This window comes from Kibdelosporangium aridum (genome assembly GCF_900176515.1).
Taxonomy (GTDB): domain Bacteria; phylum Actinomycetota; class Actinomycetes; order Mycobacteriales; family Pseudonocardiaceae; genus Kibdelosporangium; species Kibdelosporangium aridum.
On sequence record NZ_FWXV01000010.1, the window covers coordinates 447,274 to 465,568 of the forward strand.

General features: G+C 66.8%; 15 protein-coding genes. 10 read left to right on the forward strand and 5 right to left on the reverse strand.

The annotated features are described in order from the left end of the window. Positions 1–1,408 precede the first annotated feature (1,408 nt). Positions 1,409–1,921: a hypothetical protein gene (locus B9C43_RS56070; RefSeq protein ID WP_033380586.1), complete on the reverse strand. Its 513-nt coding sequence runs from the start codon at positions 1,919–1,921 to the stop codon at positions 1,409–1,411. 274 nt (positions 1,922–2,195) lie between these two features. Here B9C43_RS56070 and B9C43_RS42695 point away from each other — a divergent pair, with 274 nt between their 5' ends. The 7 genes from B9C43_RS42695 to B9C43_RS57080 all read left to right on the forward strand — a co-directional run bounded on the left by B9C43_RS42695 (position 2,196) and on the right by B9C43_RS57080 (position 11,266). After that, a complete protein-coding gene (locus tag B9C43_RS42695) occupies positions 2,196–3,410 on the forward strand; it encodes a styrene monooxygenase/indole monooxygenase family protein (protein ID WP_143446980.1) in 1,215 nt (404 codons plus the stop codon). Between the two features lie 168 nt (positions 3,411–3,578). After that, complete coding sequence (locus tag B9C43_RS42700) at positions 3,579–6,026, forward strand: sensor histidine kinase (protein WP_084433086.1); 2,448 nt, start codon at positions 3,579–3,581, stop codon at positions 6,024–6,026. Next, the gene (locus B9C43_RS42705; RefSeq protein ID WP_084433087.1) at positions 6,023–6,460 is read left to right on the forward strand and encodes a roadblock/LC7 domain-containing protein; all 438 of its coding nucleotides are present in this window, start codon (positions 6,023–6,025) and stop codon (positions 6,458–6,460) included. The genes B9C43_RS42700 and B9C43_RS42705 overlap by 4 nt, the downstream gene beginning before the upstream one ends. Next, the gene (locus B9C43_RS42710; RefSeq protein WP_143446981.1) at positions 6,430–6,852 is read left to right on the forward strand and encodes a DUF742 domain-containing protein; all 423 of its coding nucleotides are present in this window, start codon (positions 6,430–6,432) and stop codon (positions 6,850–6,852) included. Before B9C43_RS42705 ends, B9C43_RS42710 begins: the two co-directional genes overlap by 31 nt. Next, positions 6,845–7,420 carry a GTP-binding protein gene (locus tag B9C43_RS42715; protein WP_033380580.1) on the forward strand — a complete coding sequence of 192 codons (576 nt, stop codon included), beginning with the start codon at positions 6,845–6,847 and terminating at the stop codon, positions 7,418–7,420. Before B9C43_RS42710 ends, B9C43_RS42715 begins: the two co-directional genes overlap by 8 nt. A gap of 202 nt (positions 7,421–7,622) precedes the next feature. Next, a complete protein-coding gene (locus tag B9C43_RS42720) occupies positions 7,623–10,088 on the forward strand; it encodes an AAA family ATPase (protein WP_084433088.1) in 2,466 nt (821 codons plus the stop codon). A gap of 1,019 nt (positions 10,089–11,107) precedes the next feature. After that, positions 11,108–11,266 (forward strand): hypothetical protein, encoded by a 159-nt coding sequence (locus B9C43_RS57080; RefSeq protein WP_160097088.1) that lies wholly within the window; start codon positions 11,108–11,110, stop codon positions 11,264–11,266. 666 nt (positions 11,267–11,932) lie between these two features. Here B9C43_RS57080 and B9C43_RS57085 read toward each other — a convergent pair. The 3 genes from B9C43_RS57085 to B9C43_RS42740 form a co-directional block, all read right to left on the reverse strand. After that, the gene (locus B9C43_RS57085; protein WP_160097090.1) at positions 11,933–12,187 is read right to left on the reverse strand and encodes a hypothetical protein; all 255 of its coding nucleotides are present in this window, start codon (positions 12,185–12,187) and stop codon (positions 11,933–11,935) included. 103 nt (positions 12,188–12,290) lie between these two features. Further along, a complete protein-coding gene (locus B9C43_RS42735) occupies positions 12,291–12,917 on the reverse strand; it encodes an ATP-binding protein (protein WP_143446982.1) in 627 nt (208 codons plus the stop codon). Between the two features lie 83 nt (positions 12,918–13,000). Next, positions 13,001–15,289, reverse strand: a complete 2,289-nt coding sequence (locus B9C43_RS42740) for an ATP-binding protein (RefSeq protein WP_200825940.1) — start codon at positions 15,287–15,289, stop codon at positions 13,001–13,003. 812 nt (positions 15,290–16,101) lie between these two features. Between B9C43_RS42740 and B9C43_RS59980 the strand changes: the two genes are divergently transcribed. The 3 genes from B9C43_RS59980 to B9C43_RS58990 all read left to right on the forward strand — a co-directional run bounded on the left by B9C43_RS59980 (position 16,102) and on the right by B9C43_RS58990 (position 17,306). Further along, positions 16,102–16,458, forward strand: a complete 357-nt coding sequence (locus tag B9C43_RS59980) for a hypothetical protein (RefSeq protein WP_327224620.1) — start codon at positions 16,102–16,104, stop codon at positions 16,456–16,458. A 123-nt stretch (positions 16,459–16,581) separates the two neighbouring features. Beyond that, on the forward strand, positions 16,582–16,800 hold the full coding sequence (locus tag B9C43_RS57870) for a hypothetical protein (RefSeq protein WP_200825941.1): 219 nt from the start codon (positions 16,582–16,584) through the stop codon (positions 16,798–16,800). A 113-nt stretch (positions 16,801–16,913) separates the two neighbouring features. Beyond that, complete coding sequence (locus tag B9C43_RS58990) at positions 16,914–17,306, forward strand: hypothetical protein (protein ID WP_051894856.1); 393 nt, start codon at positions 16,914–16,916, stop codon at positions 17,304–17,306. A 132-nt stretch (positions 17,307–17,438) separates the two neighbouring features. Here the strand turns inward: B9C43_RS58990 and B9C43_RS58995 are convergent, their stop codons facing one another. Next, entirely contained in the window at positions 17,439–17,903 is a 465-nt protein-coding gene (locus tag B9C43_RS58995; RefSeq protein ID WP_235039176.1) for an SDR family NAD(P)-dependent oxidoreductase, read from the reverse strand. Positions 17,904–18,295 lie beyond the last annotated feature (392 nt).

The following is an 18,295-nucleotide window of genomic DNA, read 5'->3' on the forward strand; positions in this document are numbered from 1 at the left end:
TTCGGTGTCAGGGCCGCACGAAGCCCGATATGCGTGCAGGGAGGCCCGATCCCCGCTCTCCCGGGTTGGTCACGACGGGAGCGCGGGATCTGATCAGCTCTGGTTGGGTGAGGTGGGCGCGCTTGTCGCACCGCCTACCCGATGCGACCGAGTTGCCATGGCCGGTCGGTCCCGTTCCAGGACGTACCAAGCACTCGTGCCGACGCTCGCCACCAACGCCACGCCGGTGTTGAGCGCGACCGCGCCGCAGTGGTGTCCAGGAGGGCGACCAATCCGATGCGCCCAGCCACGTCATTGGCGGGCCTGCTCAGATTCGTCGTTGAATCTCATGGCAGCTCCTTGTCCAGGTGAAAGCGGCGATATCTGTTGTGTTAGCGCTAACATTTAAGCCCGCAAAAATGTGTGCACATCAAACAGAGCATTGGGGTAACGGCGAACATCGCCGCTTGGCGCAGTTGCCAGACCGCTCCCGAACCTTCAAGAAGCAACTGCTTTTAAGTGCGTCTCTGCACACTCGGTTACGCGGCTGAATACGCAGAACGTGGCCACCGACAACCGAAGTGGATCGCGCCCAGCACCGCTCGCACATGTGCGTGATCGAATGAATCGCAGGACGTGGCGGTGGCGGATGGATACGCAGGGGCATCCGCTCACCCTGGGTGCCTCACCTCCACAACGTCACCGCTGACGCTCAAACGTTCAGGCTATCCCACTTTAAGTTTCGAACCAATGTAGCCAGTCCTGCCGCCGCAGTCAACGGGAATCACCAGGACCACACCTAGGATCAACCGCTGATGGATCGCTCGGCCGTACGTGTCGACCTGCGACGTTGTCGTATGGCATTCGCCACTGGCAGCACTGACCCGAGCGCGCCACCGCCCGTGTCGAATCGTTGACCGCATCGCGCGAAGTACCACATCGATCGAAATGACAAGGGCCGCGATCGAAACTTTCGATCGGGCCGAACGTACAGGATGGCCAGGGTTGAAGGCCCCGATGCTCGTCGGGCAAGTCCGCGACAGAACGGCATGGGGCACCGTCCGATCGGCTACGAATTCCCTCGTCTCGGCACCAAACACCCTCGGCCTGACCAAGCTCGGAAACAAGCGCTGAGGAACCCGCACATCAGCATGAGCGTGTTCTGTCAACAGTGATCAACGTGCGCGCACATCCAACCCCCGGATGTGAAGTGAGGCCCGCCGGAGACGGCACGTGGAGGGTCTAGGGGCTCGGCCCCCAAAAAGACAGCGACGAGACTCCCAAGCGAAGGGCGCGAAGCAAGGGAGTCTCAGAGTCGAGTGGAGCTGAGGGGATTCGAAACCCTGACCCCACACTGTCAGTCCGATTCGGACAGTTCCCCTGACCTGCGACTCTACAATATGCTGCCCTCAGGAGTGCATCGCCTTATTCACAGGAGAAGCAGTTCGGGAAGGGTTTGCACGGCGATGAGGCAGCGATCGCATACAACTTTGCGGAACAGCTGTTCGCCAGGGATGCGTATGGCGTCGCCGAAGGTGAACGAGATCCGGCACAGCGTTGTCAGACCTTCGAGTGTGCCTTCGGACAGGAGTTGGACCTCGTCGCGGCCGATGGGGGCGAAGTGGCCGACGTCGTCTCGCCAGCCGACCCGGTGGTTGGTGCCCGGAAGGACGCCGCCGAGCGGGAAACGGACCGCTAACGCCGCCGTGACCTTGACGCCCAGTTCCTCGATCACCAGGTTTCCCACCAAGACGGTGCAGACCGCCAGCTCGTCATGCGCGACCCGTCCCGGTATCGCCGGTCGGGCAGGTGACGCGCGCCGCTCCGGCGCACCGAGGTGATCAAACTGGTCACTGGCAATTTCCGAACTGTTTGACGTACAAATACCGGACAGGCGCATTCCGTACGCAGCATGGCATCGCGGCTCCACGTCACGCACCATTGCTTCACCCGGCGGCAATGCCGTATTCGCGTCGGGTCAGAGGGGTTTTCCGATATGGCCCGTGGCGAGCCCGGTGACTACCGGTGCATCCCCCGTAGCGGACCGGGACATCACCCATATGGACGAAGGTCATCGTCCGGCAAGCACCGCGGGCCCGCGATGATCGAGGGGGGAGAAGGCATTCCCCAGAACTGTCCGTACTGGCACGGTGGGCGCACACATCGCACGGAAGGGCCACGCGCCCGGATTCGACTGACAGCACTGGGAGTAGCGAATGGGAATGCGGCTGCTGGTCGTCGGCGCCGGTGAGACGGCGTTGCAGATGGCGGCTCATATCCGCAACGGCGGCGGGCACGCGACAGTGCTCACCCCGACCCCGCCGGAAGCGGTCGCGGCCAGCCCGGTTCGCTCCACCCAGGTGAAGGTGTGGCGCACGCGCGGACAAGAGCGGTCACTCGGGTTCGACCTGTGGCCGGAAGCGCCGCAGATCCGAGGTATCTGGTGCCAGGCTGTCGAGCAGGGCCGGGTCCTATTCGAATGGCGCGGCACACTGACCAACCCCGCCGTGTCCGTCAACCAGCCCGATCGGTTCGCCGCCTGGCTCGGCATCCTCGACGACCGGGGCGTACGCATCCACGCCGAGACCAGGCAGCCGATCACCGCGGCCTACGTCGACCGGCTGGCGCAGGACCACGACCTCGTCGTCGTCACGACCTCGCCGAAGGACAGCGATCTCGCCGAGCTGTTCCCCGCCGATCCCGCCTTCCCTGCGCTGCCCCCTGCCCGCCAACTCCTCGCCGTCTACCTCGACGGTGTCGAGCCGACTCCCGGCAACTACGTGCAGCTGGCCCTGCTGCCCGAGGGCGAGATCCTGCTGATCCCGGCATACTTCGGCGATCGCACGACCAGCGAAGGCCGCACCTGCCACATCGTCCTGATGGAGGCACGCCCCGGGACCGCGCTGGACACGTTCCGGGACGTCAAGGACCCTGCCGCGCGCTCGGAACTCCTCCTGCGCCTACTGCGTGAGTTCGCACCCAGCGTGGCCGCCCGGTGCGGCCGGGCCACGTTGGCCGACGCACGCGGCACTATGGCAGGCGCCGTCACGCCGGTCGTGCGTCAGCCGGTCAGCCACCTGCCACTGTCGGGGCGGCCGGTGGCGTCCCTCGGTGACCTGGCCATCCAGATGGATCCCTTGGCAGCACAGGGCGCCAACAGCCACTCTGACGGCGCTGCGATCTTCGCTCGCCGCGCGCTGGCCCACTCCGGGCCGTTCGACGAGGCGTTCCTGACCGCTTGCTCCGACGAGTGGCGGCAGCAGCGCGCGTATCCGGCGTCGCGGCTGACCTCCTTGCTGCTGGAGCCACCACCGCCGGTGCGGCAGCTGCTGGCGGAGGCGGCCGGACAGCCGGAGCTCGCCGACACAATCGTCCGCCTGTTCGAGACCCCATGGGCACTCGAGCAGCTGCTCAGCGCGCCAGTCGGCTAGGGCCCAGCACGCGAACCCGTCCAGCTGTCCGATCGGACGCCGGATAGGCGGATTCGGCTCGCCCAGCCACGGTCGCCGGTCCACGACCGGGCCAGAGCTCACGGCTCGCTCGGCGCGGAGTGGCCACGCGGGCGGCGACCGCAATCGAGACACACAAGGAGTAAGCAGGTGTACGACCGACCCCCGGCGCCGGCGCAGCCGCACCGTCGCCTCCAGTCGCTCGGGACCCGGTTGCGGTTGTCAACCCTCACGCTCGTCGCGCTCCTGGGTGTGACGGTTCTCCTGGGCGTGATCCAGATCGGTCTTCCCAGCCTCAAGCTGAAGATCATCGGGGACGGCGTGCAAGAGGTCTCCGTGCCCGCGGTGCCCGCACTGGCTGAGCTGCAGGCCGAGCGGCAGCATGCGCTGGCCTACCTGGCCGCACCGGGCGCCGACGCCGCCGCCCTCCGGCAGCAGGAAACCCGTACCTCCCAAGGGCTCGAGAAGATGCAGAAGGCGTCCGAGGCGCTGTCCGGGGCTCCGCCGGAGATCACCGACCGGCTGACCGCGTTCACCAAGCTGCTCGACCGGCTGCCGGAGCAACGCGGCCTGATCGAGTCGAGGTCCGCGAGCCCGGCGGAGGTCTTCTCGTACTACAACGAGGTCCTCGACGCCGCCACGCGCCTGTTCGACGCCCAGGCCCGCTTCGTGCCCGACGTGGAGATCACGCAGTCCGCGATCGCCGCGGTGGGACTGTTCCGGGTCTCTGACAACATGTCCCGCGCCGGTTCGCTGGCCGTCGGTGCTCTCGCCAACCAGACCTTCGCGGCCGGCGAGTACCAGCGGTTCCAGCACCTCGTCGGTGCCTACCACAACGAGCTCGACACGACCGCGCAGTACCTCGAGCCCGGGGTCCGTGACCGGTACACCGACGTCGTCGAGGGATCGGCGTACCAACGGCTGAGCGGCATCGAGGACGCACTGATCGCACGGGGACCCGATCCGCACCGGAGCGGCGACAGAGAGATCACGGTGTCGTTCCCGGTCAGTGCGCGCGAATGGACGGACCTGACGTCCACGGTGTCCCGGCAGCTGGTCGATCTCACGGTCATGCAGGCCACCACCATCGCCGGGGCGGCGGCCGACACCGGCTCCGAGGTGTTCTGGACGACGGCGCTGCTGCTGGGTGCCCTCGCGGCGGCGGCGGTGGCCGCGGCGATCGTCGGTGTGCGGCTGGCGCGGCGGGTGTCGCGCCGGCTGGGGAGCCTGGCCCAGGGCGTGCACCGGGTGGCCACCGACGACGTGCCGGAGCTGGTCCGCGTGCTTCAGGAGGACGACGACGTCGACGTCCGGGACGACGTCGTGCTCCTCGACGAAGGGCCGGACGAGATCGGCGGTGTCGCGGCCCGCTTCCGCGACGCCGTCGTCGCCGACCTCGAGGCGCGCCGACGGGAGATCCTTCTGCGGAAGGGCACGACGCGGGTGCTCAAGGAGCTCGCGCACCGCATCCAGCTCCCGGTGGCACGGCTGTTGTCGACCGTCCTCGCGGCACAGGAAAAGGAACAAAACCCGGCCGTCCTCCGGCTCCTCTACGGGATCGACCACGAGGTGGTGCGGGCCCGGCGCATCGCCGACCACATGATCGTGCTCGCCGGGGACCAACCGCGGCGCCAGCGGCGCAACCCTGTGCCGCTGTTCCACATCGTCCAGGGCGCGGCCACGGAGACCTCGCCGCCGGAGGGCCCGGACCCGGCCGGGCAGCTGCAGCGGTTCTCGTTGCAGAACATCCCGGAGGTGTCAGTCAAACCGCTGCTCGCGCACCAGGTCGCGCACGTGCTGTCCGAGCTCATGGACAACGCCGTGCGGTATTCCCCGCCAGGAAGCCAGATCCGGGTACTCGGTGAGCTGACCGCGCACGGCGTCGCGATCGAGATCGCGGACGCGGGGATGGGCCTGTCCCGGCAGGCGCTGGAGTCGGTCAACGAGCTGATGCGCAACCCACCCGAGTTCGATGTGATGGTCCGCGAGGACGCCATCGGTCATCTGGGCTTCTTCGTGGTGGCGCACCTGTCCCGCGCGCTTGGCATGATCGTGGCCTTCCAGACCTCGGCCTTCCAGGGCCTGTCGGCGGTCGTGACCCTGCCCTCGGAGTTGCTGGCCTCGTTTCCGCAGGAGGAGGTCATGGTCCATGGCGAGGACCGGGCAGCACCCGCCGAATCGACGTGGTTCGGCACGGCGACGGAGACGACCGCCGAACACGACCTGGCGCTGGTCGCGTCCTCGGCCGGGCCCGGCAGGGCCGAGGTGCCGAACCCGATAGGGTCCGCGCACGATGTGGGACCCCGGCACGCTCGCCCGCCGATGACCGCGGACCCCGTGGTATCCGCACCGAACGGTGCGCCCCCACCGTTACCCAGGCGCCGTCGGGGCGCCTCGCTGCAATCCTCCGCTTCCCCGGGCATGGTGCACGCCGCCGCCAGCCTCCCGCCGGACGAGATCGACGTCGCGAACACCCGGTCCCAGCTGAGCCAGCTGCAGCGTGGGACGGAACGAGGCCGTCAGGCCGCCGCCGCGGAGCCCGGACCACCTCAGTCGCCGGCCTGGCCGCGCGAAGACGAAGAAAGCCGACAGCGATGACCGAACGTGTCCAGTACCTGCTCCAGAACCTCCTCACCGCGGACGGTGTCCCCGGCCTGCAGATGGTGATGGCCGTGACCGTGGACGGCATGCTGAGAGCCCACGCGTACCGGGACCAGGACACCGCCAACCGCGCCGCCGCCGAACGACTGGCGGCGGGCACCGCCTCACTCGTGGCACTCGCTGGCTCCGTCCTCGCTGAGCAGGGCGACGTGTTGCGACAGCTCCCGATCGAGGGTCGCCAATCCTGGTACGTCGTCATCGCCGCCGGGCCCCACGCCTACCTCGCGGCACGTGCCGACCACGACGCCGTCCTGGACGACGTGTTCTACGCGCTGCACAGAATCGTCGGCTCGGTGGGACAGGAACTGACCGCCACGTTGCGTGACGCGGACGCCCCGGCGTGGGTGCCGACTGGTTCCCCCGAGCGCTGATCATGGCCCGGCACGGCGATGACGACGAGCCGTTCGTGCGGCCCTTCGGGCTCACGGGCGGCCGTACCGTACCCAGCCGCTCCGATCTGGACCTGACGACGCAGGTAAAGGTGGCAGCTGGCGCCGACCAGCAGGCACGGGCAGGGCACCGGCACCTGCTGGCGATGTCGCCGGAGATGCAGACGATCATGGACCTGGCGCCGCGGCCCATCGCCATCGCCGAGCTCGCCGCGCGCATGGCGCTGCCGCTGACCACCGTCCAGATCCTCGTCAGCGACCTCGTCGACGACGGCCGCCTCACGATCAGCCTTGGCCTCCAAGCCGCCGACACCCACGGCCAGACGCGACTCGACTTCCTCCAACGCGTCAGGGACGGACTAATCAATGCATGACCACAACGGATTCCCGCGCACCGCGAAAATCGTGGTGGCAGGCGGTTTCGGCGTCGGCAAGACCACCATGGTCAGCGCGATCAGCGAGATCGAGCCGCTCACGACGGAAGCGCCGCTGACGCAAACCAGCGCCACCGTCGACGACCTCACCGGCGTAAACGGCAAGACCACCACCACGGTCGCGCTCGACTTCGGCAGGCTGACGCTCGACGACTCCCTCACCCTCTACCTGTTCGGCACGCCCGGCCAGCACCGGTTCTGGAACTCGTGGAACCACATCGTCATCGGTGCCGTCGGCGCCATCGTGCTCATCGACACCAGGCGGCCGACGGACTGCTTCGCGGCTATCGACTTCTTCGAGAGCCGGTCGGTCCCGTTCGTCGTCGCCATCAACGACTTCGACGGTCTCTCGCTCTACGACACAGAGGCCGTCCGCGACGCACTCGACGTCGACCCGGAGACCCCGATCATCCGGTGCGACGCACGCAGCAAGGCAGCGTGCAGGCACGCGCTGTTGACGCTGGTTGACCACGCCATCCAGACGGAGCGCGCGTATCTCGGCGGGTAGCCGCATCACATTCCGTTGCCGCAGGCCAGAACATCACCACCGGGCTGGGCGCTTGTCCACACCTGTTCGCGCGTGGGACCGTGCCCGGTCGTGAGAGGGATCACTCGTCTCTCACCCGGACGCCTACCGCTACGGTGTTTCCCCGCGCGCGGACACGCGTGCGTTTGCCCGATGACCATGGGACGTCGAGGAGTGCTGCGGGATGCCCAGAGACCTCTCGGGGGCTCTGCCGGCCGAGCCGGACCTGTTGATCGGCCGGGACGAACTGGCGTTCCGTATCAGAGACCACCTGCGGGGTGGTGCGCGCGTGGTCACCCTGACCGGCACGGCCGGAGTCGGCAAGACCACGCTGGCGCTGCACACAGCGTGGTGGATGCGGCACAACCATCCGGACTTGGTCGTCCGGTGGGTGCGGATGACGTCCCTGTCCCCTGACACCGGGCCCGACCAGGTCGATCGTGCCGTCCAGGACGCCCTCGACTCGCCCGACTACGGCGACCGCCCGCCGTGGGAGGCGATCACCGACTACCTGCGGACCCCGGACCGCACGACGCTGCTGGTGCTGGACAACTGCGAACACATCGTGCTCCAGGCCAGCGAGTTCGTCGCCAGCCTGCTGGCCGCGGTCCCCAAACAGGTCACCGTCCTCGCGACGTCCCGGGAACCGCTGGGCTGCGTCGGCGAGCACGTCGAGTACGTGCCGCCGTTGCCTTTCCCCCGCGAACAGGACTCGCTGGACGGTCGGTGGCCTGCGCTGGAGATGTTCGCGGCACGCGCCGACGCACTCGGCCACCCGTTGTCCGCGGCTGAGCGGGTGATCGCGGCCGAGCTGGTGCGCAGCGTGGACGGCCTGCCGTTGGCGATCGCCATTGACGCGGCGCGGTTGCGGTACGAGTCGCTCGCGGAGATCCGGGCCAGCCGCGTGATCGACTCCCGTCAGCCCGTGCGGCGCCGCTACCCGGGACTGGACGACGTGGGAGGGCGGGCGAACAGGTTCCTCGTCCCGGACGGCCTCCGGCAGTCCTACACCGGCTCGTACCGGCGGCTCGACCAGGTCGAGCGGCGGGTGATGGACCGGCTCGGCGTGTTCTCCGGCGGCTTCGACCTGCCGACAGCGGGCCAGGTGTGCAGCGACGAGGAACTGGACCCGGACCAGGTGATCCAGGCCGTGAAGGCACTCGTCGACCGGTCACTGGTCATGGCCGACACCCGCGGCGGTGTCCACCGCTACCGCCTGCTGCAGCCGGTGCGGATGTTCGCGCTGGAGAAGATCGAGGACAGCTCGGCGGAACGCGCGCTGCGCCGCAGGCACCTCCAGCACTTCGTGGGGATGGCGGCACGGTACGGGACCATCTGGTTCAGTCCCGAGGAGACCACCATCCTCGAGGACGCACGCTGGCAGCTGGGCAACTTCGAGGCCGCCATGCTGTACGGGCACACCGAACCGGACCTGGCCGCCGACGCGCTTGCCATCGCCATCCACATCTCCCGGCTGCGCGGGTGGTTCTACTGGGGCAAGCTCGGCGAGGGCAAGGAATGGCTGCTGAAGGGCCTGGCGGCCACCGCCCACCTCGGCGCGGCACACCCGATGCGGATCGTGGCGACAGCGATGGCCTCGTGGATCGCCCTGTGCCAGGGACGGGTCGACGAGGCCCAGCGCCTGCGCGATCTGTACCTCGAGGCACAACGCCGGATGGACGAGCACGGTCCCGACGGCGGCGAGGACAACCCGTTCACCGCCGCGGTGAACCCCGCAGTGCTGTTCGTCGACGGCGCCCACCGAATGCTTGTCCCGCGCCAGGACGGCAGCTACGACATGGGGTGCATCGACATCCTCATGCGGGCGGCGAAAGACTCGACCGCTATCGGCGACCAGGGCGGCTGGGCGATGTGCACGCTGTTCGCGGGCTTGGCAGCCGCGTTCCACCTCACCGACGAGCCCGGCAGGGTGGTCACGTTGACCAGGGAGTACCTCACGGCATGCGAGGAGGCCGGCGGTCACTGGGCCATCACCTGGGCACGGATCGCGCACGCGATGTCGTTGGCGTGGCACGCCGACCCCAGGCAGGCCGAGGCGCTGGTCCAGGACACGGTCCTCGATCAGCGCGATGTCGATGACTCGTGGGGCATCACGTGGCTGGCCTACATACGTTTCTGGGTCGGCGCAGGCCTGTTGCAGCGACACCGCGGTGAGCAGTCCGACAGTGCTCGCGGGTCCCAGCCGTTGAAGCTCACGGCGGTCGAACTGGGCCGGGCCTGGGGTGCCGCGGAGTCACTGCGCACCCGGGTGAACGTCCGGCTGGAAGGCCTCGGACCGTTCCTGCGAGCCCAGCAGCGCGCCGAGGCGATCGTCCGCGCGATCGCGGGCCCGGAGATCGAGAGCGCGGTCGCGGCGGGCCGGGAACTGGACCACCGCCAGGCGATAATGCTGGGAATCCCCCAGGAACCCGAAGGCTTCGCCGTCCGCTGGCAGGGCCTGCCGCCGGAACTCAAACGGGTCGCCACCCTGGCCGCCCAGAAACGGACCAACAAGGAAATCGGCACCAAGGTGCACCTGTCCCCGCGCACCATCGAGGACAAGATGGCCGCCACGTTGCGCCTCCTCGGCCTGCGCAACAGAAAAGAACTGGTCGACCTGCGCGTGACGATCGAGAACATGACCGGCTAAGAGGCTCCGACAATTGATCATGTGAGCTGACCTGCTCGACGAGCCCACCAACAACCTCAACCAGGCCACCGTCGGCCACTGACAACAACTCAACGGCAAAGGTCGACACGAAATCAGGGGGAGATTGTCCTCCCGAATTCCTCCATACCAGTGCACCGCCACAAGTCCACAGCACAAGAACCCAGAAGTCACTGCTAAGGGGACCTGAGCTAAGGATCAAGCCGGTCGACACGAAGCACGCTAGTAAAAGCGAAAGGCGCCCAGCGCTGGTTCGTAAGGAGCACGCACCGTGGGGGTCTGGGGGCTCGGCCCCCAGAAATAATTCGAGGCGACCCGGTTCGCGCTTTCCGCGAACACAGACCGCCTGAGTCGAGTCGAGTAGAGCTGAGGGGATTCGAACCCCTGACCCCACACTGTCAGTCCGATTAGGACAGTGCTCCCGACCTGGGACTCTACACTACACACGTCAAGCCGTTGCAATCAAAGCAGTATGATGCCACCGAGTGCAGTACAGCACAGTTGGACGCGCGCCCGTGCTCCTGTTTTGCTCCTGTTTTGCTCCTGTTCCACCAGTGTGAAACCCGATTGAGCACATTTCAGTCCTCTGTAGAGAGTGGCGCACACCAACCATCAAATATGCACTCCCAGGAGTGCATCGCCTGCAACCTCTTCCCAACAGCACCAGTCTCGGTCACCCAGGCCAGCTTGACTTGCACTAGACCGTCCCCAGCACTGCGCACAGCCTTGGCCGCCGTGGCCATCCGGCCGGCAGAACGAGATGTGGACAGTCGAAGATGACAAATGCGTCGGCCACTGTGGAGTCCCGTCCCTGCTGCTTCTAGCCTCGGGCAGCACGGCCTTGCCCCGCCGCTCGTCCTCGTCCACCAGATTCCGCAGGTCTCTCAATGATCCAAGCCGGTGACCTCGCGGATCTCCGCGGCGCGGGGCACGTGCCGTTCCCTCCCCCAGCCCCGGAAAAGTCTGAGCCACGCCCCAGACACCGAACCCAGGCCAACTCGGTGGCGGCTGTACAAACCCGCAGTGTCGTCGACGTCGCGATGGTGCAAACCCTGGCGCGCAAGGACGACATCACGTCCCTCACCAACGGCTACGGTCTGGCTGTCGCCGACGAATGCCATCACATTCCCGCAGCGGCATTCGAACACGCCGTCACGTAAGTCACAGCACGCCGATAGCTCGGCCTGATCGCCACCCTACCGACGCGACAAACTCGACGACCTCATCTCACTCCAAATCGGCCCAATCCGGCGCACCATCAAGAGTTCTACACAAGACACTCACGACGACCAAGCACCACAGCTCGACCTCGATCACCCAGAAGCGATACCAAGACCAGCGCCCGTGCTACACGTGCACGACACCGAATACCGCTGATGGCCGCCACCTACCGTGGCCTCGTCGCCAACGACACCCGTGTCCACCAATTGATCACCGATGTGACCGCTGCGCTACAACGAGGAAGGCATTGCCTCGTACTCACCCAGCGCGGCCCCACGTCGAGCGCTTCACCGACGAGCTTCGCCAGTACGGGTCGATCCTATTTGTTCTCCGCGGCGGCATGCCCGCGAAGGCCAGACGCGACGCCCTATCCCAGCTGAGACCGTCAACAGACGGACCACTCTACTGGTCGTGGCCACCGAGCCTTTCATCGGCGAAGGATTCGATTGTCCGACCTGGACACGCTCTCCTTCGCCGTCCCAATCACCTTCAAAGGGCGCCTCGTGCAATACATCGAACGAATCCTCCACCCCTATCCAGAAAGGACCACCGCCGACTACCGCGACATTAACCGGCGTACTCGCTTCCCCTCTTCCAAGCGCGCTTCAGGCCCTCTGCCGGCCGGATGACGCCAGTCGCTGCTCGCCGTACTGGCGAATGGCCTCCAGCATCCAGTACCGCGCCACGGTAGCGTTCTTGGTCCGGATGAGGACGGATTTGTCCACTAGCCCGGCCACCAGCTCTAGTACGTCCTTACGCGCGATACCGGCGCCGGTACAGACTTCTTCCGCGGCCTGCAGATCGAACCGCCCGTGAACACCGACGCCCGCAGCCACAACGTCCGCTCCTGCTCGCAGCACAGGTCGAAGCTCCAGGTGATCGCGGCCTGCAGCGACTGCACGCGCGGTACCGCGGTCCGGCTTGCCTCCGCCAGGAGTTCGAAGTCGTGGTTCTCGAGCCGGGTCAGAATCTGCTCCAGGGACAATGCCCGCACCCGGGCTGCAGCCAGCTCGATCGCCAGCGGTATCCCCTCCAGCCGCCGGCACACGCGAGCGACCGTCGCGCGATTACGCGCATCGACCGTGTAGCCGGGCCGGGCGAGCGCCGCCCGCTCGGCGAACAGCCGCACCGCCTCATTCCGTGCCAGTGCGCGGGCCGTCGCGCCTCGGGGGCGGGCACCGGCAACGGCGGCACCTCGAGCAGATGCTCCCCGCCGGACCGCAACGCCTGCCGGCTGGTGACCAGGATCCGCAGTCGAGGCGCCGCGGCCAGCAGGTCGTTCACCACCATGGCGCACGCGTCCACCAGTTGCTCACAGTTGTCCAGCACCAGCAGCAGTTCCTTGTCTGCCAGGAACTCCGCCAGCACTACCATCGGAGGCCGACCGGAGCGATCCCGGACGCCCAACGCGTCAGCGACCGTCTGGACCAGGAACTTGTCGTCCTCCAGCGCGGCCAGCTCGACCAGCCATACCCCGGCAGGGAAGGCATCCGTCAGGTGGGTGGCCACCCATACGGCGAGCCTGGTCTTGCCCATCCCGGGCCCGCCGGTCAGGGGCACCAGTCGATGCCGCAGCAGCCGCTTCGCCACGGCAACCTCCTGCCGGCGACCGACAAAACTTGTCGTGTCGCACGGCAGGTTGCTGCCCGGTCGGCGTGATCCGGTGCGTGCCGTCATGGATTCCGGCTTTCGTGTTGTGTGGTGACCCATGCGGCGAGTTGAGTGCGTGAGGTGAAGCCGAGCTTGGTCAGGATTCGTTCCACATGGCCCTCGGCGGTGCGTTGGGAGATCACCAGTCGGGTGGCGATGTCCTTGTTGGACAGTCCTTGCGCGACGAGTTCGGCGACCTGCCGCTCCCGGCGGGTCAGCGGCGCTAGTGGTTCGGCGTTGGTGGCGGAGGGAGCGGCAGGGGCGGGCTGAGGGCTTTCGCCGAGTGCGTAGGCGGTGGCCTGATCGAGGCTGAGTTCGGTGCCGCGCTGGAAGGCGATCTCGTAGGCGTGGTTGCCGAGGGCACGGCGGGCCTGCTGCTCGCACGCTTCGTGCGCGGCGAGGTAGTGCTGCGAGCCGAACAGGGGCTGGCCGCCGACCCGGGGCCAGATCGTGCTGGCCGCGCCGAGCAGCACGGCGGCCCGCTCGTGCTCGCCGGCCGTCCCGGCAATCCAGGCCAGCCGCTCGACGAGCAACACGATGCCGAAGGTGTCGTTGAAGGTGTGCATGCCCCGCAGGCCGTCCCGGGCGTGCGTGCGTGCCTGCGCCAGCTCGCCCTGTTTCCATTCGGCGAGGGACAGGGCGTAGAGCGTGTAGGCGCGGGCCCATTGCTCGCCGTGCCGCTCGCAGAGCGCGCGGGCGTACTGGCCCAATGCGATGGCGCGAGCGAGGTCACTCTGGACGACGGTTGCTCCGACCAGCGTGACATAGGCGACGATCACGGTGCTGTTGAGTTCGTCGAGGGCCTCGAAGCGTGCCAGGGCGTCCTTGAGCAGTGCCTGCGCGCGTGGGATGTCGCCGCTGAACCGTGCGATGGCTCCCTGGACAAAGACGAGGTAGGCCAGCACCGTCTGCTCGCCTCGCGACTGGGCCCAGTCCTGAGCCTCCTGCGCCATTGCCGTGGCAGCGGAGGCGTCGCCCTGCAAGACGGCGAGGTGGGCGTTGATCGCCAAGGCGGTGGCCCTTGCCTTGCTCGGTTCGGTGTCCTGGGCCAGTGCCCTGTCCAGCCAGTGGCGTCCCTCGGCCACGAAGCCGCAGCCGTGCCAATAGAAGTGCAGGGCCGCGGCGAGGCGTAGTGCGGTCTGGGTCCGCTCGGGGGTGGCGAGGCAGAACTCCAGGGCGAGGCGTAGGTTGGCGTGCTCGAGTCGCAGTCGCTGCAACCAGGTGGCCTGGTCGGGGCCGAACCACTCCCGTTCGCCTCGTTCGGCCAGGTGCAGGTACCAGTCGGCATGCCGGCGCCGCAGCCAGGTTAGCCCGCCGGCCTGTCGGAGCATGCGCTGCCCGTACTGGCGCAGTGTGTCCAAAAACTGGTACCGGGTTCCGGTGCTGTGGTCGTCCCGGATGAGGATCGACTTGTCCACCAATCCGGCCAGCAGGTCAACTACGGAACCAGCGGGCAGGTCCTGGCTGACGCAGATCTCCTCGGCCGCTAGCAGCCCGAAACTGCCGGCGAACACCGAGGCCCGCGCCCAGAGTGCTTGTTCGGCGGGGGTACATAGCCGGAAGCTCCAGTCGATCGTCGCCTGCAGGGTCTGGTGGCGGGCAGACACCGTGCGCGGACCGGCGGTCAACAGGGCGAACCGGTCGTCCAGCCGGGCCAGGATCTGGTCGGCCGACAGTACCCGTAGGCGCGCCGCAGCCAGTTCGATGGCCAGCGGGATGCCGTCCAGACGGCGGCAGATGCCGGCCACGTGCTCCTTATTCTCGCTGCCGACTGCGAACGTCGGCATCACCGCTACAGCGCGCTCGGCGAACAGCGCCACCACGGCATCCCGGGAGCCGGCGTCGGCGGGTCGTGTTCCGTTGTGCTCGGAGACCGGTAGCGGGCCGACCGGTAGGACCTGCTCGCCGGGCACCCGAAGGACTTCCCGGCTAGTGGCCAGGATCCGCAGCCGCGTAGCCTCGTGCAGCACGGTGGCGACGAGCGTGGCGCATTCGTGCACTAAGTGCTCACAGTTGTCCAGCACCAGCAGTACCTGGCGGTCCCGCAGGACATCGACCAGCAGTCCCAGCGGCTCACGCCCGCCGTCGTTATGAATCTCCAACGCCTGAGCCACGGTATGCACGACCAGCGCGCCGTCTCGTACGTGGGCCAGCTCCACCAGCCACACCCCGTCGGCGAACGCGCGTCGCACCGCGGCTGCTACCCGTACGGCGAGCCGGGTCTTGCCAACCCCACCGACCCCGGTCAACGTCAACAGCCGGGAGGCGGACAGCAGCCGCTTGGCCTCGGCGATCTCCTTTCGGCGGTCCACGAAACTCGTGGTCTCGGCGGGAAGATTGCCACCATGGCGCTTCGACCTGGTGCCCGACATGAAAGGCCTCACGTTCGATGTGACCTTCGGCGGGTACATCGCGCCTACATTCGCCGCCCACAATGCGGATCCGGTATCTGTCGCACAGATTCCCGTTAAGGATGACTCAGCAGCCCGGCAGGTTGGAATGACAGGAGCCGGCGCAGTCTCGTCAGTGGCTACCAGCCGCCAGAGCAGGGCAGGATTTGATTGCGGAGGTATCTACGGTGGTTTCTTGACGATGCGTCTACACCGCCGAGTACCCGCACAGTTCGACTTCAGCAACCCCACATCGCCAACACCAACAACCCATCCACAGACAACGGCCACTACGCCGCCGTCACCCCATCAGCACCACCACGAAGCGCGAAATCCCGCTGATGTTGGTACGAGGCATACGCAGCCACCACAGCCACAACCAACGCCGAGCCGCGCCGAACCCAAAGATCTAGATCGACTCGAGCGGCATGGGGATCGCCAACCCTCGGATCCAACGAACGATCACTCATCGCTCACCGCCAGCAATCGCGGGGAGCTCCAACTCAACCCTCTGCATCAACGCGGTGGCGTACTGGTCCGCTCGGTCCGCGGAATGGCAGAGAACCGCTAACCTCGGCGCCGAAACGGAGCGCGGAGGAATAGGTGTCGGAGGATTGGGCGGCAGTCGCCAAGGCCATCAACAAGTGAGTCAACGAACTCGGATGGCGTCAACGCGAACTGGCCGAACGCCCGCAGGTGTCGCGAGCCATCGTCCGCGAAATCAACATCCCGTCGTGGAACGTCGCCGCAGCGCCCGAACCCTCGAATCGCTCTCGACGGCCCTCGGCCTGCACCCACAACACCTCGAAGCGGTGTTGCACGGCCGAACCCCTCCATCGCCCGGCGAACCGGTGACGCAACGGGAAACCAACGTGATGTCCCGTTTGGACGGTCTGGAAAGGCGCCTTGACGACATCACCGACCGTCTCGACGACCTGAAAGCCGGTCTTGCGGTGCGCGAGCGGCCCTGGTGGGTGGTCGTCGAGTACCTTCCACTTCTGTTGTCTTCTGAGCGGAATACCTCCGAACCCTGCCGTCAGTGGCCGCTTCCCCGACCGTTCGAGGACGGGCTCTCCGCAGAAGAACTATGAGCTCGGTGGAGAAACTGCCAGCGCTGCCGAACCTGTCGGCGACCCGTTCTTCGTCTCGAAAAGGCCGCAGCGGTGTGCAAACACAGCCTCCTGAAGAGCTACTTCCCGAGGTTTGCTGGAAAGGTGGGCTCGACTGAAACCGACAAGCGCCTCGTCTATGTCGACACTCACGCTGGTCCCGGGCACGACCGTTGGCCTCGCCGTGCAGCGGATGACCACTCCGGACCAGCAACCGATGCCTGGCTGCGGTCGGAGCTGCTGAAAGGCACGGTCATCCACGAGCGGCTGGTTGAGCAGTACGGGTTCACCGACAACCATCAGCGGGTCAAACGTATCTCCTGATTACCCCCGAAAGACTTCCGAAACCGACCACTAAGCCGACCTTAAGAGTCCTCCTTACGGTCGTACCTGCTACCTCAGCCGAAGTAGATCACCGGTGGACCGAAGGGACAACCATGAGGAAATTCGCTCTCATCGCAATGCTGATGGCGCTGCTGACCGCCCTGCTGATGGGTGGTGCCGCCTCCGCGCAGGCAGGGACGGACAGCTGGACGCAGGCAGGCACCACCGACAGCTGGAAGTGTAAGAACGAGAAGTCCATCAAGCTGGTGTCCTGCGCCCTGAACGAAATCACCATCAAGGTCGACGTCAGCGACGTCGTCGACGTCAGCGACGTCCAGGTCGTCAACATCAAGAATGCCCTCAACAACAACAAAGTCATTGTGACGCTGATCAAGACCGGTGACATCGACGCGGCCAAGAAGATCGTGGTCAATATCTTCAACGACAATGACGTGAAGATCAAGATCGGAGACGTGAAGATCTGCATCCTCGCGGTCTGCAAGTAACCTGCACCAGGCGCAGTCGCAGTAACCTGAACGTGTGCTTGTGCAGAGCGCTCCCGTGGCGGGGGGTGCCCGATCGGCATCGCCCCGCCGCCTGTGTCCGTGTCCGAGGTCACGCTTCCGCGTTGCGGCTGATCAGGTTGTCGATGACCGGGGAATCTCCCGCTGGTCGCGGTGTGCGTGGCACGCGGTATTCCACCGATCCGAGCGACCGTGCTGACACTGAATGCAGCAGCACCTCGGTGGGCGCGCGGCCGGGCCTGCTGCGAAGAGCTCCGAAGCACAGCCGCGCATGGTCCAGGGCAGAGCCGAACGGATCGAGGAACGCGATCCACGTTCGCGCGAATGCCTTGTGGGCTGTAGAAGAACGCGACGCTTTGTGTATCCGACAATCGCATGCTTCGACGCGGTGTAGGCAGCGCCCGATGGGGAGGCACGCAGGGCTGCCGCGGAGGCGACGTTCATGATCGCGCCGCCACCCGCCGCGATCATGCCGGGCAGGATCGCCCTGGTGAGTCGCATCGGTCCGGTGAGGTTGACCCCGAACACCCGGTCCCATGTGGCGTCGACCACCTCGACGGGCGGCAGGAAACCGTCCATGATGCCGGCGACGTTTGCCAGACCTTCTCACCGGCCGCTGCCACGATCGTCTCGGCAACGGCAGGATCCGTGATGTCTCCGGCCACAGTGTGCACATCGAATCCACTGAGGTCGCCGGACAGGGTGTCGAGACGCTGCCTGTCCACATCGGATGCGATGACGCGTCCGCCTTCGTGGGCGATGCGGATTGCCGCGGCGCGTTCGATGCCCGATCCGGCTCACGTCACGATGACCACACCATTCCGGCCATCACCGATGCGGAGCTGAGGCGATCAAGGCCTGGCAGACCCGGCCGTTGGCGGAGATATACCACCCTCGGTCCGCGAGGTCACCGGCCGGATCATGCCCCAGTCGGACCGGCTCGCCTGCGCACACTCCGGACCGGATACCCG